Source organism: Paenibacillus sp. LRG-1 (assembly GCF_057220305.1).
In genome coordinates, this window is the sequence record NZ_CM170126.1 from 5,822,154 (window position 1) to 5,838,663 (window position 16,510).

Genomic DNA, 16,510 nt, shown 5'->3' on the forward strand with positions numbered 1-16,510 from the left:
CTCCTCTCTCTTTTGCAATGAATAAGCTGCTAATCTAGCAGCTTATCCACATTACATTCCAACAGTTTGATCCTTACCAGCAATGGCTGCTTGGCTAAGCTCCTCTTCCTGCTCTTTACGAACGTTCATCCGGTCAATAATTTTCAGGAACGGGAACCAGATGACAAAGACGACAGCCATATTAAACAACTGCAGCACGCCACCCATCAGGGAGCCCGTAGCCATCATTCCACTAAAGAACAACGGCATCGTCCAAGGAACCTGTATTCCGTTTGGCGGCGGCACAATCCCGGTGGTCATGGCAAAGTAAGTAATCAGCGTAACGATCATTGGAGAAATAACCCATGGAACAAAAATAAGCGGATTCATCACAATCGGCAGACCGAATATGACGGGTTCGTTGACATTAAACAGACCCGGTCCAAGGGCCAGCTTACTGACCTGCTTCAATTGCTTACTCTTCAGGAAGATCAGAATCGAAAGCACGACAGCCAGTGTCATACCTGTACCACCGATACCTACGGTGTAAATATCCACAAACTGCTTGGTGATGATATGCGGCAGTTCTGCTCCTTTGGAGTACGCTTCATAGTTTTCAAGTGCCAGCGTATTCCAGATTGGGTCCATAACCGAGTTAATAATAATTTGACCATGAAGCCCAAAGAACCATAAAAGCTGAACAAAGAAAATAGCAATCAATGTAGGTATAATGCCACTGCCCAAATGCACCAGAGGTGCCTGTACAGCATGATAAATCAGATCATGCAGGTTATTATGAAGGGTCAGTGTAACTACAACATTAATGATCAAAAATATGCCCAATGTAATACATGCCGGAAGCAAAGCGGCAAATGATTTGGCAACTGCCGGCGGAACGCCTGGAGGCATTTTAATGACAAAATTCCGTTGCGTCACCTTTCGGTATATCTCTGCCGCAATAAAAGCGACGATCATACCAAGGAACATGCCTTTGGCACCAATCCGATCAACCGGAATGACACCAGCAATCGTGGCACCGCTTTCTTGTGTCAACACAAACGGGGTGAGCATCAAGAAACTAGCCAACGCAATCATGCCGCCAAATATGGGCTCGACCTTATAACTTCGAGATAGGTAATACCCAATCCCGACGATTACAAATAAGGTCATGATATTCAGTGTGGCATTAGGCGCAATGTTCAGCAGACTGCTAAAAGTCGCATAATTGCCGTCGCCCATCCACCCTTTTAGAAACGGCAGATTGATAATAACGACGATAATGGAGCCAAAAACCGTTAATGGAAATGACAGCATAAATGCATCACGCAGTACAGTAAGATAGCGGTTGTTGTTCAGTTTACCGGCAATAGGTATCAGTATCCGGCTTAATTTTTCAAACAAAGCCTATTCCTCCCCGCGAAGTGACTTGCATCAATAGGGTTGCAAGCTTTTCATGTCCCAAATTTCTCAAACTTACATGTTCCGTTATAAATTTCTGGATTTGAACAGTTCCAGCAATTCTAGAACCAGATCCTTCATGGTAACCGTGGACATCAGATGATCCTCGGCATGCATTAGAAGGAGCGAGAAAGGAGTTTGGGTACCTCCCGCTTCCTTCTTAACCATTTGAAAATGGATATCATGCGCAGCACGTAAATCCTGCTTGGCTTGTTTGAGCAGTTCGTCCGCACCTTCTACATTCTCATTTCGATATTCGGTCAGCGCCTGAATTACTTTACTGCGAGCGCTTCCACTATGAAGAATAAGTTGGAAACTAATTTGCTCTTCCGTCAGTTCAGCTATATTAACTTTATCCATTTTTGCGTTCCACCAGTTTCACGGCCTGTTCATAGGCTTTCTTACCGTCAACCATCCCGTATGCCATCATGTCAATCACTTCTACATGAATACCATATGGAGCTGCTTCCTTTTCCAGTTGTCCTTTCAGAAAGCTCATTTGTGGGCCAATCAATACCGCGTCAGCCTTAGCCATGTCTTCTGCCGCCTGATCTTGACCTACTGCCCAAATTTCAGCCTCGTCCCCAATGGACTTAGCATATTCCTGCATCTTAGTAACCAGCAAACTTGTAGACATACCTGAGCTGCAAGCCAGTAAAATTTTCTTCATGATTATTCCTTCCCTTCAAGGTCTGATTGGATGTTAAGTACTAGAAAACGTTTACAGCGTAATTATAAATCCAGTCTTTTGATTTGTCTATACATTTAATTTATATGTATAGACTTTTTTTAAAATGACACTGTTTCTTCACTTTTTTTCTTGAAAATGAACGTGATCTCTTATCTTTAATCTCTCAATAGTAATCGATTTTCACTATAAGAGGTTCTGCCAAATGATATGTTATTCGATTCTATAAAATGCTAACATGAGCTTACGGAGTAACTTGATAGCCCCTCCGTAGCCAAAGAATAGCTGAGGTGAGAAGAGATGAGTAGAGATGAGAATAGCAAGTGTCATACTTGGAAGCAGGGCTTTCTCATGTGCTGAAAATTAGAAAAATTTAGAATATCAAGAAACATTCCCACATTTTTATCGTCTATATTATGGAAGACCTTACGTATGAGGGTAAGATTTTTCGAAGCCTGAAGTTAAAAAGTCAACTCACAAAGGAGCTTATACATGTTAAAAAAGTTAGGATTAGCTGCATTGATTCTGGTTACTAGCCTCTCTGTTATTGGAACAGGCTGGGCCGCATCCAGCACAACAACCATTGAAGTTTCTAAAACTGCTCTGGATTACAACGTTGCTCGCCCGCTGAGCGATGGTGCTTTTCATGATGGCTTATTAGCCGCTGAAACATCCGCTGGAAACCTCGTGTATTACAATACCAAAGGAGAGAAAGCTTTCTCACTTCCCGCCGAGCTTAAACCCATTGGTGATTTTCATGAGCAGCGAGCCGTAGTCAAAAATACAAAAACCAATCTCTATGGATACATTAACACCAAAGGGGCACTGGTCATCCCTTGCCAATATACCGAAGCCAATTTCTTTTCTGAAGGAAAAGCAAAGGTAACCATAGCAGACACCAAAGAAAATGCAATTATAGATCGAACGGGAAAAATCCTTTCTCATTTTAAAGAAAATGTGGAGTCAGAATATGTATTTACAGACGGTCTGGCCCTTGCCTACGCCCCTAACACTGGTAAGATCGGTTTTGTGAATGCCTCTGGTCAACTAACGATTCCTTATAAATACAAATACAGTCGTGGTTTCTCGAATGGCTTGGCTATTGTTCAGAATAGCAAAGGGTTATACGGATATATCAATACAGTAGGGAAAGAAGTCATTCCTCCTCAATATAAATCTGGCGGAGACTTTTCGGAAGGATTGGCCCCGGTGCAAAATACCAAGGGGAAATGGGGATTCATCAATAAACAGGGAAAAGTCGTGATTCCCTTTAAATTTACAGATGCCCAGGATTTTAGTGAAGGCCTGGCGAGTGTGAAAAATGCAAAAAACGAAGTCGGATTTATTAATAAAAGTGGAGCACTGGTCATTAAATATCAACAAAAATATGATGTTACTACTCCGTTCAAAGAAGGCCTTGCTTTAGTCGGTAAACAAACACAATCATCCGTCTCAGACGGCAAATTTGGCTACATCAATCGTCAGGGGCAACTGCTGACTAAACTTGAGTACAGAGTGGAATCCTCCTCCTTCTCCAATGGCTATGCTGTTGCTTTTATCAAGCCAGGCAAAGCGTTCATTGTATCTAAACATTCTGTTTCGAAATAAAAAAACGACCCTGGAGGCAGATCGAATGGATCTGCTTCCAGGGTCATTAGATTTTCAATATCTTGAATATAATTAGTCGTGTGTGTAGAATTTCACTCCAGGCAGATCTGCTGCCACCCACGAGTAGTTGATGGTATTACTGTTGTAATTTTTGGTTCCCGCCTGAGCAACCTGTACCTCTTTCAAAATCGTAATCGATGAACCCTTCGGTCTGACAACGACTACATGACCATGCCCATCCGCTTTTTTGATCCCGATGGTAGGATACCCGAGATTTGCTCTTTTTTGAGCATCCTGAAAGGTTACAGTGTACCATCCCGGAGCATTGTTACCCAGTAAAGCATCAGCCATTTGATTGGCTAAGCCACTTGGCAGGGAAGCCGACATCGCAGACATCACATCTTGTGCAAAAATATTACACTTCGTTCCACCTACTGGCGAATACTTTTTGTTCGTTTCTACCTTAAAACCGTCAATTACAGACGCGTAAGTACTTGCACTTCTAGCCATTGAAATTCCCCCTGAATATAAGCTGTAGAGGAAATGACGGAGTCGCTTGAACATCTGAATGGCTCCACATTCATTGATGTTGGCCTCAATTCCCTCTCAACTATTAGGGTGAATTCCGGCTTACTTTAACAACGTAATACTACAAAAAATTAACTTCATTCTCACAACTGAAGGCTTTCTTCACTGATTACGGTTGGAACGATAAGCTCAGGAGGAGTCGTAGGCTTAGCTTGTGTTAAATAGTCTGCTGCCCCCACCATCAGAGCGATGCCGATAAATAGCACGACCCAATTACGATTCTTTTTCATCATCTGTACCTCTCATTCTTCACTGCGCCCGTTCAGCCACTTGAACCAATGGAGCAGATGACTGAATCGATATTCATGCTGCAAAGCATACGTCCATACTTCAGGCTCTTCACCAGGCTCCTTCCAGACGAGCATGGAAAAGTGACCCTCTTCCTCGCTCGCAACCGACAGCAGCGAAAGACGATCATCCCCGAATCGGTATGGAGCCGATTCCACCCAGTAATTCCGCATATCGCTGATCCAGCTGCGGAACTGCTCTGTACCTGCGATCCGCAGGACTTCATCAGGTAGGAGCAGATGCTCGTCGATATCCTTCCAATCCCCCGCATATCGGTACCGCGCTGCCAGCATTGGACTGAGTGGTCGGATTTTACCGGGAGCCAACGTAGGCATATAGGCGACGGGAACGACCGGACCGATACTCTGGATAGCATAAGACCGAGCTTCCTCCTCACTCATTCCGTAAGACATAGCCTCCACGAGAAAATCGTTCCGTCTTACCCCAAACTGATGCTGATACTGTGACATTTCATCCTGTAGCTCCAATACCATACCCTGTACCGTTTCTGTTCCGATCATTCCCAAACACCTCTCATTCCAAAATATAGTCGTGCAATTCCCGTTGCGCTCGATACTTTGCCCAATTGAATTCAGGCCAAGCCGATTCTTCTCTCGTCATGCTTGTCAAACGGGCTTGTAAAAACTCATCCAGCGCTCCATGTTCCTTACGGCTAAAGTCAATCAGCAGCGGAATCGCGTCTGCCGATAGCTCACTCAAATATTCCTTATCTATCACCGATGTCGTACGATATCGTTCGAGATTATTTTCAGCAATCCGTATATCAATGCCCACATAGTTCACGACGACATAGGCGACCAGAGCGAGTACAATATAATATTTCGCCAACGGCAGTTGACGGAAATGAATGCGCACTGCTGCAATAAGCAGTAGCAAGCCCAGAAAAATCATAAACGCGTGTACCAAATAGCGGGTGTACGTATAGCCGTATGCTTCTTCGTACATAACCAGCCGGGTATATCCCGAGTACAGCATCACACCCGAACAACCCACGAGTATGTACAGCAGGCCGCTGTTCATTTTTTGCACTATACCTGAGCCAAATTCAGTCCACTTCAATACACTGATCATCAGCACAAAGTTGATACCTGTTACCATAACCAGCTCCCCGAATCCTCTTCTCGCATATTCAGCATACGAGGTTCCTTCGGGCAGAGCACCTTCCCATGCACCAAACAGATATCCGAACTGCAACACAACGAACACAACATACACCAAATTCATGACAATCAGCACCGTAGCGGTAATTACAGGATCAAACTTGATCGCGACCGGCTCGTGGTAAGGCACCGTTGGTCGGTCAATTATCACTGAAGAATGACCATCATACTCGGTGGTTGGACCATTCGTGCGCTCATTTAACCCGTGCCATGATTGAGTCTCTCTTTGCGTATTACGCGGAGCAGGCTGTACAAATCCCCACAAGTAGCAGAAGAAACAGAAGGTGAAAAAGCAGGTCCAGATCAGCCGCAGCATGCCACTCCCAAAGGACAGTGTGCCGATCCAATCGGGTATGCCAGATAACAGCTTTTCGAACATCCCATCTGCCGAAGCCAGCAAAGATATGATGATGAACAGTAGCGGCAAGGCAATAAGCAAACCGATTATCACTTTGCCCAATACACGCTTACGCTCATCCTTCACATTCCGAAGGGCTACTGTCTTAACCATCCGAAACGGGGTCACGATATGACGAAAGTTTTGATAAAACCAATGGCTTAACGCCTGACCAATAATACCGGGTTCCGACCAGCCATGCCTTTTCTCCCCAAACAGCAGCACCATGTGTACGCTAATCAGAGCAGGTATCGCCAGCGCATTTAACACATATAGGACCGGATTATTGAACAGCGCATATGTCAATGCCAGCATGAAAATGATCACAAACAGTAAACGCCCTATCCATGATCCTAACTGGAAACGATCTCGATTAAAGGCATACATATAGGCGTAAAACACAATAACAAAAATTGGCATAGACACGCCCAGCCCATGTCCGTAAAACAGATATTGATGAACCAGCGCCAACACAATTGCGCCAGCAAAGGCGGACAGAAACGACGTTTTCGGCAAAGACGTTCCATTCATCTTGTCATGCATGGTAAATACCTCCACAAATATGCTTTATAACCCTTATTGTAGATGATAAAATAAGAAGATAAAGAGAAATTAATTCAAACAAAATTTCCTATTTTATAAAAGTGGCTACGCTTTTTATCAAATATAGGGGAAACGGAGCAACCTTGAATGAAACTCCATGCCCAATTTTTACGGCTTCACTCACACGCAGCTGACGACAAGGACGAAAACCATGCCATAGAGACGACGCTGGATGAGCTGGCGGCTATTTTTGACTGTACTCACCGCAACGCCTTGATGATCATTCAGAAAATGGAGCAGCACGACTGGATACAATGGACTCCTCGCCGAGGCAGAGGCCGCCGCTCCAGTCTGCGCTTCCTCATTCAGCCGGAAGACATTGCCGTGCAATCCATGATGCAAGCCATAGACCGCCATGATATCAAACGCGCGCTGGATGAGATCCGAGTTCATTCACGCTCCTCCACCATGCAGGAGCATTTGCAAGGCTGGCTGCTAAATTATTTTGGGCATCACGCGGAGGTGCGCAGTGATCAGCAGCAGATCGACACGCTGCGTCTGCCTATTCGCCAGCAGCTCTATACGCTGGACCCGTTGTACTTGAACTGGCTCGCCGAGTCCTTCGTATCCAGTCACGTCTTTGATGGCCTGGCCCGCCGGGCGAACGAAAGCGGCGAGATTTTGCCGGGATTGGCGCACGCTTGGGAGGTGGACGCCACTCGTACACAGTGGACCTTTTTCCTGCGTAAAGAAGTGCTGTTTCATAACGGAAAAATACTGACCGCTGAAGACGTCGTCTATACCTTTGAGCGACTGAGTCGGGCGCCGGGAAGGCGACTTTATCATTTTATCGTCCGGCAAATTCAGCACGTCCAGGCGTTGAGCCCGACGATGGTACGCTTCGTACTAAAAGAGCCGAACGAGCTATTTCTATCCTTCCTGTGTACCAGCCGGGCTGCGATTGTGCCGCGTGAGCTTAATCAGGTGGGTGAGGCCGCCTTTGGCATCCGCCCTATCGGTACAGGGGCATTCAAAGTCACGGAAATGAACGAAAGCCTGTGTACACTGGAGGCTTTCGCACCTTATTTTCAAGGCCGGGCTCATCTGGACCGAGTGGAAATTGTCCAACTCCCGTGGGCGACTAAGCTGGAATCGTCGGATACGGAAGACACCGCTTCTTCTTTTCACATTATCCATAATCCCGTATCAGCGGGAGATACGGATACCGCATGGAGCCAGATTCACTCGGCGGCTTCGGTACGCAAATTTATCACATGTAATACACACAAGGATGGACCGTTGCGCAACCCAGAAATACGTGCCCGCATTGTAGCATGTCTGGATCATCGCTCCCTTCCTCCAGCAGTGGATTCATCTAACGATTCTTATGAACCACTGGCGGCACTACAAATTGCTACCATTCCCGAGTATAAAGCGGACGCAGACCGGGTTGCGGCTCAGCTCGAATCCTGTGGGTATACCTGTAACATCGTGGCCGCATCTATGAATGAATTCAAAAGCTCATCTATCCGTATGGAGTCAGACTTAATCATCTTTTCTCTCTTTCGTGACCGTGATGAGCAATTACGCCTGTTTGACTTGTATCTCAATGTATCTGGGCATGTGGAGCCTCATAGCCGTGTGGATATCGAAAGACTGCTGCGTGAAATTGCACGGGAGGCCGATCATACTGTTAGGGCGCAGCAATTTGAACATATCGAAACTCGGCTCATGGATGAGCACCAGCTGCATATTTTATATGAAAAGCCCGTTCAGACGGCCTATCTTCCTTCTGTGCGCGGTGTATCTTTTAACAGTCAGGGCTGGGTGGATCTGCGTCATGTCTGGTTTCCGCCTGCTCAACTTCCAACTACCCACTCTTGACGGCAAAAGTGCTCCTTCAAATGCACTTCCACATCAAAAAAAGGTATCCTCTTCTTCATAAGAGGATACCTTTTGGGTTACGACAATCTAGACCTTTTCAGGTAGATGTATCAAGGGATGAAAAAGCCCATCCCCCCAGCCCATGACTGTGGACGTCGCTAGGATCTTCCATAGGGGGGGGAACGGGTGAAAAATTCAATAGGACAAAAACATTAAATGCGAGCAGAGAAAAAACGATCTTTTTTATCATGGATGTACTCTACCTCTCCAAGTAAGTTTTTATATTCCTCTTTGTCCTCAGAAGTGGCAGTATGCCGAAACTTTTCAAATAATCCTACACATTTGATTGTGACAGGATTACCATTCAGCACGACGGAATAGGAAAGGCTCTCGAGCAGGAATTTCATACCTTTGGAATAACGATGTTTGTTGAGATCATAACAAGCCATCTCTGCCAAAAATCGTGCATAGAGATCTGCTGACATTTGCTCCGTATAGGTCCCTACCTTGACATGCTGATCTGCAAATGCCTCAATTTGTTTTTCAAAGCGCTGCAGTACATGATCTACATTAAAATCATAACGGTTGGCCGCTACCATAATTTTATGTAGCCCCACCAGAATTTCACCTTCGTTTTTTTCCAAATAATCTACATACTGTGGAATCACATCCAGGCTGCCGGACATCAATTGATATAAATACCCGTTGGCCTCAGCCCAGTTGCTACAAAGGGCCTTCAAACGCTGAGCTTCTTCCGTATCCTCTTGCACCCAGCTCAAATCAGAGTATAGGGATACAAATTCCAGCGCTTTTTGGTAATCCCCGCGCTCATCCCACACCCCGGCGCGCAGCACATAAGAGTATACAATATACATAAACAAAGGACCCTTAGGTTCCTTGCCACGCTCCGATCTTCTGGTATTTCCGTATTTTTGCTCGTATTGTACCTTGGCTTTTTGAGCCATTTTTTCAGCAAACCATTCTACTTTATCCCAACGCCGCAAGGAGGCATAGGTATTGGCCAAGTCTCTTAAGGCATCCAGTTGGTCTGCTTCACCCAGTCGGTCCACAAAGCTTTCGAAATGTGTGGCTGCCCATAAGTTTTCGTCCTGGTCATCGCCAACGGCAATCGTAAATAAACGGTATTGGCAGAGCGCCAGACGCTCTGAATGTTGGTACTTTTCACTTTCCGAAACATTTTTATAAATAATTGCCGCAGCCTCGAACTTACCTTCACTGAATAATTCTTCTGCTGTCTCAAACAAAGCTGGGGCGTATATGAGATAGTCCATCATAAACTCCACGACTTGCTTAATACAATCCAGTTTGTTCAGCTCTGCACAGCGATGCAAAAAGGGGCGAACCCGTCGCCAATTCGGTGCCGTATTCCGTATAAATTCATCAATGTATAACTCATAGAGGCTCCCTTCTTCAAGCCCCATGCCTGCACCAATCCGATCCAACAGCAGCATCGCAATCGGACGATTACCGTTAATAATGGCACTGATCGTTCCTGCATTAATACCTGTGTTCTCTCCAAACTTACTAATCGTAATTCCTTCTCGTCTGATGTACTGCTCCAGCTCTGCGCGAATTGTGGTTGTTTCCTTCAAATCAGGCACCCCCAGGGATTACTTGCATGATTACAATACAAAAAAAGAAAATTCCCGTGAATATTCCCTTAATTATACAAAAGAAAGCCCACTTAGCCAACCGCTCAAGTAAATTTATATCAAAAAATTCAATAATTCTCCGAATTGCCGTATACTACGGGGAGGTGAGCCGAACAGCTACACCCAATCGGTACGCAGGAAAGGATACGACAAATGGACAACACCCCTACAACAGAACAAGAGATTGCACAATGGATGGTCGCGCAGATCCGTGAAGTGGGCACCCTGAAACAAGAAGATGCAATTGCATATGTACGCTCTGAGTATGGAGAGCAGTATGTGTTTATAAGCGAGCATGGTCATGTATCTCTGGAAAAAGAAATCAAAAAAGCATTCCGCAAGCTTCATGGTGGTAGAATTGCCTGGGATCGTGACGGATTTCTCTGGGCCTGGACTTAACAAGCAAAAGCATCTGCCCTAGGCAGGTGTTTTTTTAATCATTTATCCATATATCCTCTGGAGTCGGTTAATTTCTTCCTTCACAAACTGTCGGAGTACTGCAGGCTCCAAAACTTCAACCCTACCGATCCAATCCATAGCATCGCGACAAGCCGCTTCATAACTATACATGTTGACCGTTAGAATGAAATGACTGCCTTCCTGTACAGACTGGATGATTTCCATTCTTTTTGCTATAATTCCCGCTTGCTTCTTATTCGTTCGGATCAGAACGGGATAGTATTCTTTCTCTGTACAAAGCTGCTTAAACGCGGTTTCTTGCCTCATCCAATGATGTTCCAGCGAAAAATCGACCGGAACCTCAAAGACTTCCGTAGACGGCTGAACCTCCCTGATTCGCTCACACTTAAAGGTCCGAATCTCCTGCCCAACTTCACAGAAGGCAATGAGATACCAATCTCCTTTTTTCACCACAAGTCCATAGGGATGCACATGACGGGAAGAACAGATTCCGTCAGCTTTCTCATATTGAATGGTTATTTTATGGGACCCCCACACTGCAGCTCTTACGGATTCAAGACAAGGAATTGCTATACGTTCCGTCCACCACGGCGTATCATCAAAATAAAACCGCGCTTTGGCTTTCTTAATATCGGACTGATACGGGTCTGGCATCGTCTGTTCCAGTTTGAGCAGAGTATTCTTTAACTTCAAACCCGATTCGGTGGGCCCGCCTGTATAAATGCCCATCCCTGTTAAATACAACTGAATGACATCCCCGCCATTCAACTGTTTCAGGTTCGCCGTATAACCCTCCATTAAATAAATTCCGCCCTTCGGGCCGGATGCGGTAACAATCGGAACGCCGGCTTCAGCCAGGAGGTCGATATCCCTGTAAATGGAGCGTACAGAGGTTTCCAGTGCCAACGCCAATTCCTTGGCCTTCATTCTCCCTCTAGATTCGATACATAATAAAATCGCGATTAAACGATGCAGTCTCACAATCATACCTCCACAATAGATGGTTAACCCGAATTGAAAAGATGATGCAAAGATTGTTGACACCCTGTTGGCAGCAATAGGTGTGTATCATAGAAGTAAAGGGGTGTAATGGATGATGAATATTGGAATATTGGGGACGGGATTCGGCGCATATCATGCCTCATTGTTAAACAACCATCCCAAGGTAAACAGAATCATGGTATTTGGAAGGAACGAAACCAAGCTGCAAAAGCTGAAAGAGGAGCTAAACGTAGAAGTCACACAAAATATAGAGGATATTCTGCTGGATCCAGACGTGGATATCGTCGATCTATGCCTGCCCTCCCACCTGCATAGGTCATATGCTGTGGATGCGCTAAAGCACGGTAAGCATGTATTTTGTGAAACACCCGTTTGCTTTAATCTCGAAGACGCTCTTCTTATGCAACAAGCTGCGGAGCAATATGGCAAAAAGATTCTGGTCAACCAGTTCATTAAGTTTGATCCCGCCTATACCTATCTGTATGAGGCATACCGCCAACAGAAGTACGGAAAGCTCATTTCCTTATCTTTGAAAAGAGAAACGCCTCCTCTGTGGGGAGATCTTGGACTAAGCTCCATCCCCACTCAGTTCATGATTCATGAACTGGATTTATTGACTTGGCTATTGGGCCCCTGTGACCCATGTACAGTCTGGGGTACAGAAGTTGCCCATCCTGAACAAGCACAGGTTCGTGCTTACTTTCAGCATCGGGATACATTCACAGAAGTCATCGCTTCATCCCATATGCCGGGAAGCTACCCCTTCACAGTGGCCTATGAAGCTTATTTCGAAAAGGCCAAGCTGGTATTTCATGAAAGCGACGAAAACGATCTTATACCTACCGCATTATATGAGTATACCGCATCAGGACAGCAAAAAATCAACCTCGAATCTGCCAATCCATACGAAAAAAGTTTGGATCATGCACTTGAATGCTTTGGTGGACATTCGGAAAGCCTGATTCCACTGGAATCGGCTGTACAAGCGCTGAAAGTGGCTATTGAGATTAAAAGCAGACTGGGGCAAGGCCAGCGTTAACCCGTATTTTTTCTTATGCCTGTTCTTATCTACGGAAATCAGCTTCCTATAAGGAAGCTGTATCCGCAGGCAGGGAAACTTCGTCCGCGTAGTTCGTTGCCATAATCTTGGCTACCCCGGCCGGATCGGTCGTCTGCCCCAACGCCCACATCATTTTCGTCACCAGCGCTTCCGTTGTCATGTCATACCCCGGAATAACACCCTTCTCCAGTACTTTTTGCCCCACTTCGTAAATCGTTAAATCCCCGCCCTCATAAGGACATTGAGTAGTCACGACAATACTCATACCGTCCTTCATCAGTTCCTCGATTTTACTGATCAGGCTTCTTTCTTTAAAAGGGACGCCGCCCATACCAAAGCCCTCAATGACAATACCTTTATAGCCCAAGCCCTGAATGGCATCGAAAATCGCCGGATTCGTACCCGGAATCAGCCTGAGCAGAAATACCTCCGAAGCATACCCGTCGTTGTATGGATAACGAACGGTACTACGATTTGCAAATACGCCCTCCGTATAGACCACCTTACCGTTCTCCACGAGGCCAATGTACGGATAGTTAATACTCTCAAAGGCGTTATAGCTGCGTGTTCTGATTTTCGAGCTACGGCTACCATTGATAATTTTGCCGTTAAACACGACAAAAACCCCGGCCACCTCGCCACATGCGGTCAGGAATGAGTCAATTACATTTTTTTTGGAATCGCTGTGCTCCGCCAAAATGGAAACTTGTGAACCTGTCACAACGACGGGTTTGTCTACGGTTCCCAGCATGAAACTCAAGGCTGAAGCCGTATAAGCCATCGTATCCGTACCGTGTGCAATGACAATGCCGTCGTACTGATCGAGCGAACGATGTACCATCCGGGCGATGGAAGCCCAATCCTCTGGTTGTGTATTTGTGCTATCAATGCTCATCAGATTATGGGCATCAATCTCGCAAATCTCCTTCAGCTCCGGAATTTCCGCCAAAATATTTTCAGCCGATTGGGTCGGTGTCAGGCCGTTTTCCTGATAAGAGGAAGAAATGGTCCCTCCGGTATTAATGAACAAAACCTTTTTCATATGCCAATGTTCCTTCCCGATTACATCTTCACTGTATTGTTCTTAGAATTTATCATGAATAAGTGTGATAAGCTACTTTGCAATGGAAAAGAATTTGGGATAAGAGGCGCCAAAAAAGCACGACAAACAAGCGCGGGCCTTCCTTCCTCCTGCGACTTGTCTAACGTGCTTTTTACTATAGGTGCAATAAGTCTACAGCGTTGTACATACCTATAACCCATCCACGTACTTTTTATGGGGATACAGGCTGATCCTGTGGCGCTCTCTGTACCAACGCTTTGCCCAGAAACTGCCGTGTCCGTTCTTCCTTCGGATTGGTGAAAAACTGCTCCACGGGTCCCTGCTCCACGATCACACCATGCTCCATCAGCACAACCCGATCCGCTACATCTCTCGCAAAACCAAGCTCATGCGTGACAATAATCATCGTATTGCCTTCACTCGCCACCTTTTGAATCACGGACAGCACTTCATCCACCAGTTCAGGATCAAGTGAGGATGTCGGTTCATCGAACAACAACACCTGCGGATTTAGTGCCAAAGCACGGGCAATCGCAACTCGCTGCTGCTGTCCACCCGAAAGCTGGGCAGGATAATAGGTCATACGATCCTTTAACCCGACCTTTTCCAAAATGCCTTCACTGATCTCCCTCGCCTGCTTACGATCCAGCTTTTTCACACTGGTCAGACCAATCATCACATTGTGGAGTGCATTCAAATTTTTAAACAACTGATATTGCTGAAATACCATTGCCGTTGCCATCCGTAGTCCGAGAATGTCCTTTTTTCCTGCCTTGGCGGCATCGACCTTTACACCGTCAATTTCAATGACACCACTGTTCGGCTGTTCCAAAAAATTAATGCTGCGCAGCAGCGTGGACTTCCCCGATCCGCTTGGGCCCAAGATCACCACAACTTCTCCCTTGCCTACCGTCAGGTCTATGCCCTTCAACACATGATGCTGTCCAAAATGCTTATGAATTTGATGAAGCTTGATCATGCTCTTACTCACTTCTTTCGTAAATTCGAATACGCTTCTCCAGCACGACAAGCCCGCGCTCAATAATAATGCACACCAACCAGTAAATCAGGGACACCGCAACATATACCTCAAAAAAAGCCAACGCCCGCGCGCCCATAATTTTAGCCTGTCCCATCATATCGACGACACCGATCATAAAAATAAAAGACGTATCCTTCACCGTACTGATCAGCGTGTTTCCCAAATTGGGCAAAGCCACCGTCAACGCCTGCGGCAATACAATTTTGAGCATAATTTGTGTTTGGCTCATGCCGATGGAATTAGCTGCCTCAAATTGTCCCCGGTCGACTGAATGAATCGCCGCCCGGAACGTCTCCGACAGATAACCCCCGAGATTTAGTGAAAATGACAACAATGCGAAAACCTCGGGTGGAATCACGTAGATATTTAATTGCTGTAAGAAACCGTATTCGCTCTGAAAATAATATAAAAACTTGGGTATTCCATAATATACGAGAAACAGCTGCACAATGAGCGGTGTTCCCCGGATGTAGGAGACATACAGCGTAGACAGTTGCGCCAAGACAGGCACCTTGTATATCCGAATTAACGCCGTTGCCAACCCGATAATCGTACCCAGCAGCATGGACAAAAATGCAATCCATAGCGTAACGGGTAGATACTCAACGATCCGGGGAAGGCTTTTCAGCATATAATCAAGGTCAAACAGCTTTTCCATAGGAACCTCACTTTACCCTTTACATTGTTGTTACTGCGGGATATATTCCCCACCTGTCCATTGTTCAGACAATTTTTCCAGTGTTCCGTCCGTTTTCAACTCTTTAATAATCGGGTCGATTTTAGCTTTCAGCTCTTCGCCCTGCTTATCCTTTTTGAACACCATATTGATATCATCCGTTTGCACAGGATCACCTATCGCTTCGACCTGCAAACCTTCCTTCTTGATCGTAGCAGCCGTCATGACTGGATCATTCACATAAGCGTCCACCCGGCCATTTTGTACGTCTTGAAGGTTATCGGACGAAGTGCCTGTATCATTGTATTTCAAAATAATTTTATTCCCATTCTTCGCATTATATTGTTCCAGCAATTGTGTGTAGGAATCGCCTACTGATGCGGCTACCTTCTTGCCTTCCAAATCCTTGAGAGAGTGTATATCCGTTCTGCCTTTTTTCACAACAATGACGGATTGTGCCTGAAAGTAGGATTCATCCGAGAACAAATATTTTTGCTCGCGCTCAGGATTTTTGGCGATTTCATCTGCTACGACCTGAATCTTGTTCGATTCCAGCGCCATGAAAATTCCGTCCCAGCCAGAAGGTACAAACTCAAACTTGTAGCCGTCCAGCTTCTTGTCGATCTCCTTGACTACTTCCACATCGTACCCGGTCAGCTCGTTTTTTTCATTCGTAAAAGCAAACGGAGGGTAGTCATTTTGTGTGCCGACATAGATTACCTTATCCCCCGATGCCGCATCCTTCGAGGAACATCCACTCAAGGCACCCGTTAATAACACAAGAGATAGGCCAATCGCTGCTACCAAAGCAGATTTCTTCATATATGACATCCCCTTTTTAATATCCAAGCAATTTACTATGATTTTATATTATAACGGGTTATTCAAATAATACAACAAGTAAAGTTCATTTCGATTATTTATCCATATGTTGCACAAAAAAAGGACCCTTGCGGGTCC

General features: G+C 45.5%; 17 protein-coding genes. 4 read left to right on the top strand and 13 right to left on the bottom strand.

From position 1 onward, the window contains the following. Positions 1-51: 51 nt before the first annotated feature. From celB to ACUUJN_RS25805, 3 genes are all read right to left on the bottom strand, one after another. Positions 52-1,380, bottom strand: a complete 1,329-nt coding sequence (gene celB, locus ACUUJN_RS25795) for a PTS cellobiose transporter subunit IIC (RefSeq protein WP_023990964.1) — start codon at positions 1,378-1,380, stop codon at positions 52-54. An 84-nt stretch (positions 1,381-1,464) separates the two neighbouring features. After that, positions 1,465-1,797 carry a PTS sugar transporter subunit IIA gene (locus ACUUJN_RS25800; protein WP_013312602.1) on the bottom strand — a complete coding sequence of 111 codons (333 nt, stop codon included), beginning with the start codon at positions 1,795-1,797 and terminating at the stop codon, positions 1,465-1,467. Next, on the bottom strand, positions 1,790-2,107 hold the full coding sequence (locus ACUUJN_RS25805; protein WP_029518773.1) for a PTS sugar transporter subunit IIB: 318 nt from the start codon (positions 2,105-2,107) through the stop codon (positions 1,790-1,792). Before ACUUJN_RS25805 ends, ACUUJN_RS25800 begins: the two co-directional genes overlap by 8 nt. Before the next feature lie 510 nt (positions 2,108-2,617). On the opposite strand from ACUUJN_RS25805, the gene ACUUJN_RS25810 reads away from it, so the two are divergent. Beyond that, on the top strand, positions 2,618-3,733 hold the full coding sequence (locus ACUUJN_RS25810) for a WG repeat-containing protein (protein ID WP_484669082.1): 1,116 nt from the start codon (positions 2,618-2,620) through the stop codon (positions 3,731-3,733). A gap of 72 nt (positions 3,734-3,805) precedes the next feature. On the opposite strand, the gene ACUUJN_RS25815 is transcribed toward ACUUJN_RS25810, so the two are convergent. The 4 genes from ACUUJN_RS25815 to ACUUJN_RS25830 form a co-directional block, all read right to left on the bottom strand. Then, positions 3,806-4,243: a hypothetical protein gene (locus ACUUJN_RS25815; protein WP_069012257.1), complete on the bottom strand. Its 438-nt coding sequence runs from the start codon at positions 4,241-4,243 to the stop codon at positions 3,806-3,808. 161 nt (positions 4,244-4,404) lie between these two features. Beyond that, a complete protein-coding gene (locus ACUUJN_RS25820; protein ID WP_484669083.1) occupies positions 4,405-4,554 on the bottom strand; it encodes a hypothetical protein in 150 nt (49 codons plus the stop codon). A 9-nt stretch (positions 4,555-4,563) separates the two neighbouring features. Then, a complete protein-coding gene (locus ACUUJN_RS25825) occupies positions 4,564-5,130 on the bottom strand; it encodes a hypothetical protein (RefSeq protein ID WP_338532980.1) in 567 nt (188 codons plus the stop codon). Between the two features lie 13 nt (positions 5,131-5,143). Next, on the bottom strand, positions 5,144-6,730 hold the full coding sequence (locus ACUUJN_RS25830; RefSeq protein WP_023990969.1) for a DUF4153 domain-containing protein: 1,587 nt from the start codon (positions 6,728-6,730) through the stop codon (positions 5,144-5,146). A 147-nt stretch (positions 6,731-6,877) separates the two neighbouring features. Here ACUUJN_RS25830 and ACUUJN_RS25835 point away from each other — a divergent pair, with 147 nt between their 5' ends. Next, the gene (locus ACUUJN_RS25835) at positions 6,878-8,614 is read left to right on the top strand and encodes an ABC transporter substrate-binding protein (RefSeq protein WP_484669084.1); all 1,737 of its coding nucleotides are present in this window, start codon (positions 6,878-6,880) and stop codon (positions 8,612-8,614) included. 212 nt (positions 8,615-8,826) lie between these two features. Here ACUUJN_RS25835 and ACUUJN_RS25840 read toward each other — a convergent pair whose 3' ends face one another. Next, the gene (locus ACUUJN_RS25840; RefSeq protein WP_023990971.1) at positions 8,827-10,227 is read right to left on the bottom strand and encodes a transcriptional regulator; all 1,401 of its coding nucleotides are present in this window, start codon (positions 10,225-10,227) and stop codon (positions 8,827-8,829) included. Positions 10,228-10,440: 213 nt separating this feature from the next. On the opposite strand from ACUUJN_RS25840, the gene ACUUJN_RS25845 reads away from it, so the two are divergent. After that, positions 10,441-10,686 carry a DUF6953 family protein gene (locus tag ACUUJN_RS25845; protein ID WP_013312611.1) on the top strand — a complete coding sequence of 82 codons (246 nt, stop codon included), beginning with the start codon at positions 10,441-10,443 and terminating at the stop codon, positions 10,684-10,686. Between the two features lie 42 nt (positions 10,687-10,728). Here ACUUJN_RS25845 and ACUUJN_RS25850 read toward each other — a convergent pair whose 3' ends face one another. Then, entirely contained in the window at positions 10,729-11,688 is a 960-nt protein-coding gene (locus ACUUJN_RS25850; RefSeq protein ID WP_484669085.1) for a helix-turn-helix transcriptional regulator, read from the bottom strand. A 112-nt stretch (positions 11,689-11,800) separates the two neighbouring features. Between ACUUJN_RS25850 and ACUUJN_RS25855 the strand changes: the two genes are divergently transcribed. Then, positions 11,801-12,748, top strand: a complete 948-nt coding sequence (locus tag ACUUJN_RS25855) for a Gfo/Idh/MocA family protein (protein WP_076295192.1) — start codon at positions 11,801-11,803, stop codon at positions 12,746-12,748. Between the two features lie 46 nt (positions 12,749-12,794). On the opposite strand, the gene ACUUJN_RS25860 is transcribed toward ACUUJN_RS25855, so the two are convergent. The 4 genes from ACUUJN_RS25860 to ACUUJN_RS25875 form a co-directional block, all read right to left on the bottom strand. Beyond that, complete coding sequence (locus ACUUJN_RS25860) at positions 12,795-13,811, bottom strand: asparaginase (protein WP_028540873.1); 1,017 nt, start codon at positions 13,809-13,811, stop codon at positions 12,795-12,797. 232 nt (positions 13,812-14,043) lie between these two features. Beyond that, a complete protein-coding gene (locus ACUUJN_RS25865) occupies positions 14,044-14,811 on the bottom strand; it encodes an amino acid ABC transporter ATP-binding protein (RefSeq protein WP_484669086.1) in 768 nt (255 codons plus the stop codon). Positions 14,812-14,815: 4 nt separating this feature from the next. Further along, the gene (locus ACUUJN_RS25870; RefSeq protein WP_023990975.1) at positions 14,816-15,532 is read right to left on the bottom strand and encodes an amino acid ABC transporter permease; all 717 of its coding nucleotides are present in this window, start codon (positions 15,530-15,532) and stop codon (positions 14,816-14,818) included. A 30-nt stretch (positions 15,533-15,562) separates the two neighbouring features. Next, positions 15,563-16,372, bottom strand: coding sequence for a transporter substrate-binding domain-containing protein (locus tag ACUUJN_RS25875; RefSeq protein ID WP_484669087.1), 810 nt, complete (start codon positions 16,370-16,372; stop codon positions 15,563-15,565). Between the last annotated feature and the right edge of the window lie 138 nt (positions 16,373-16,510).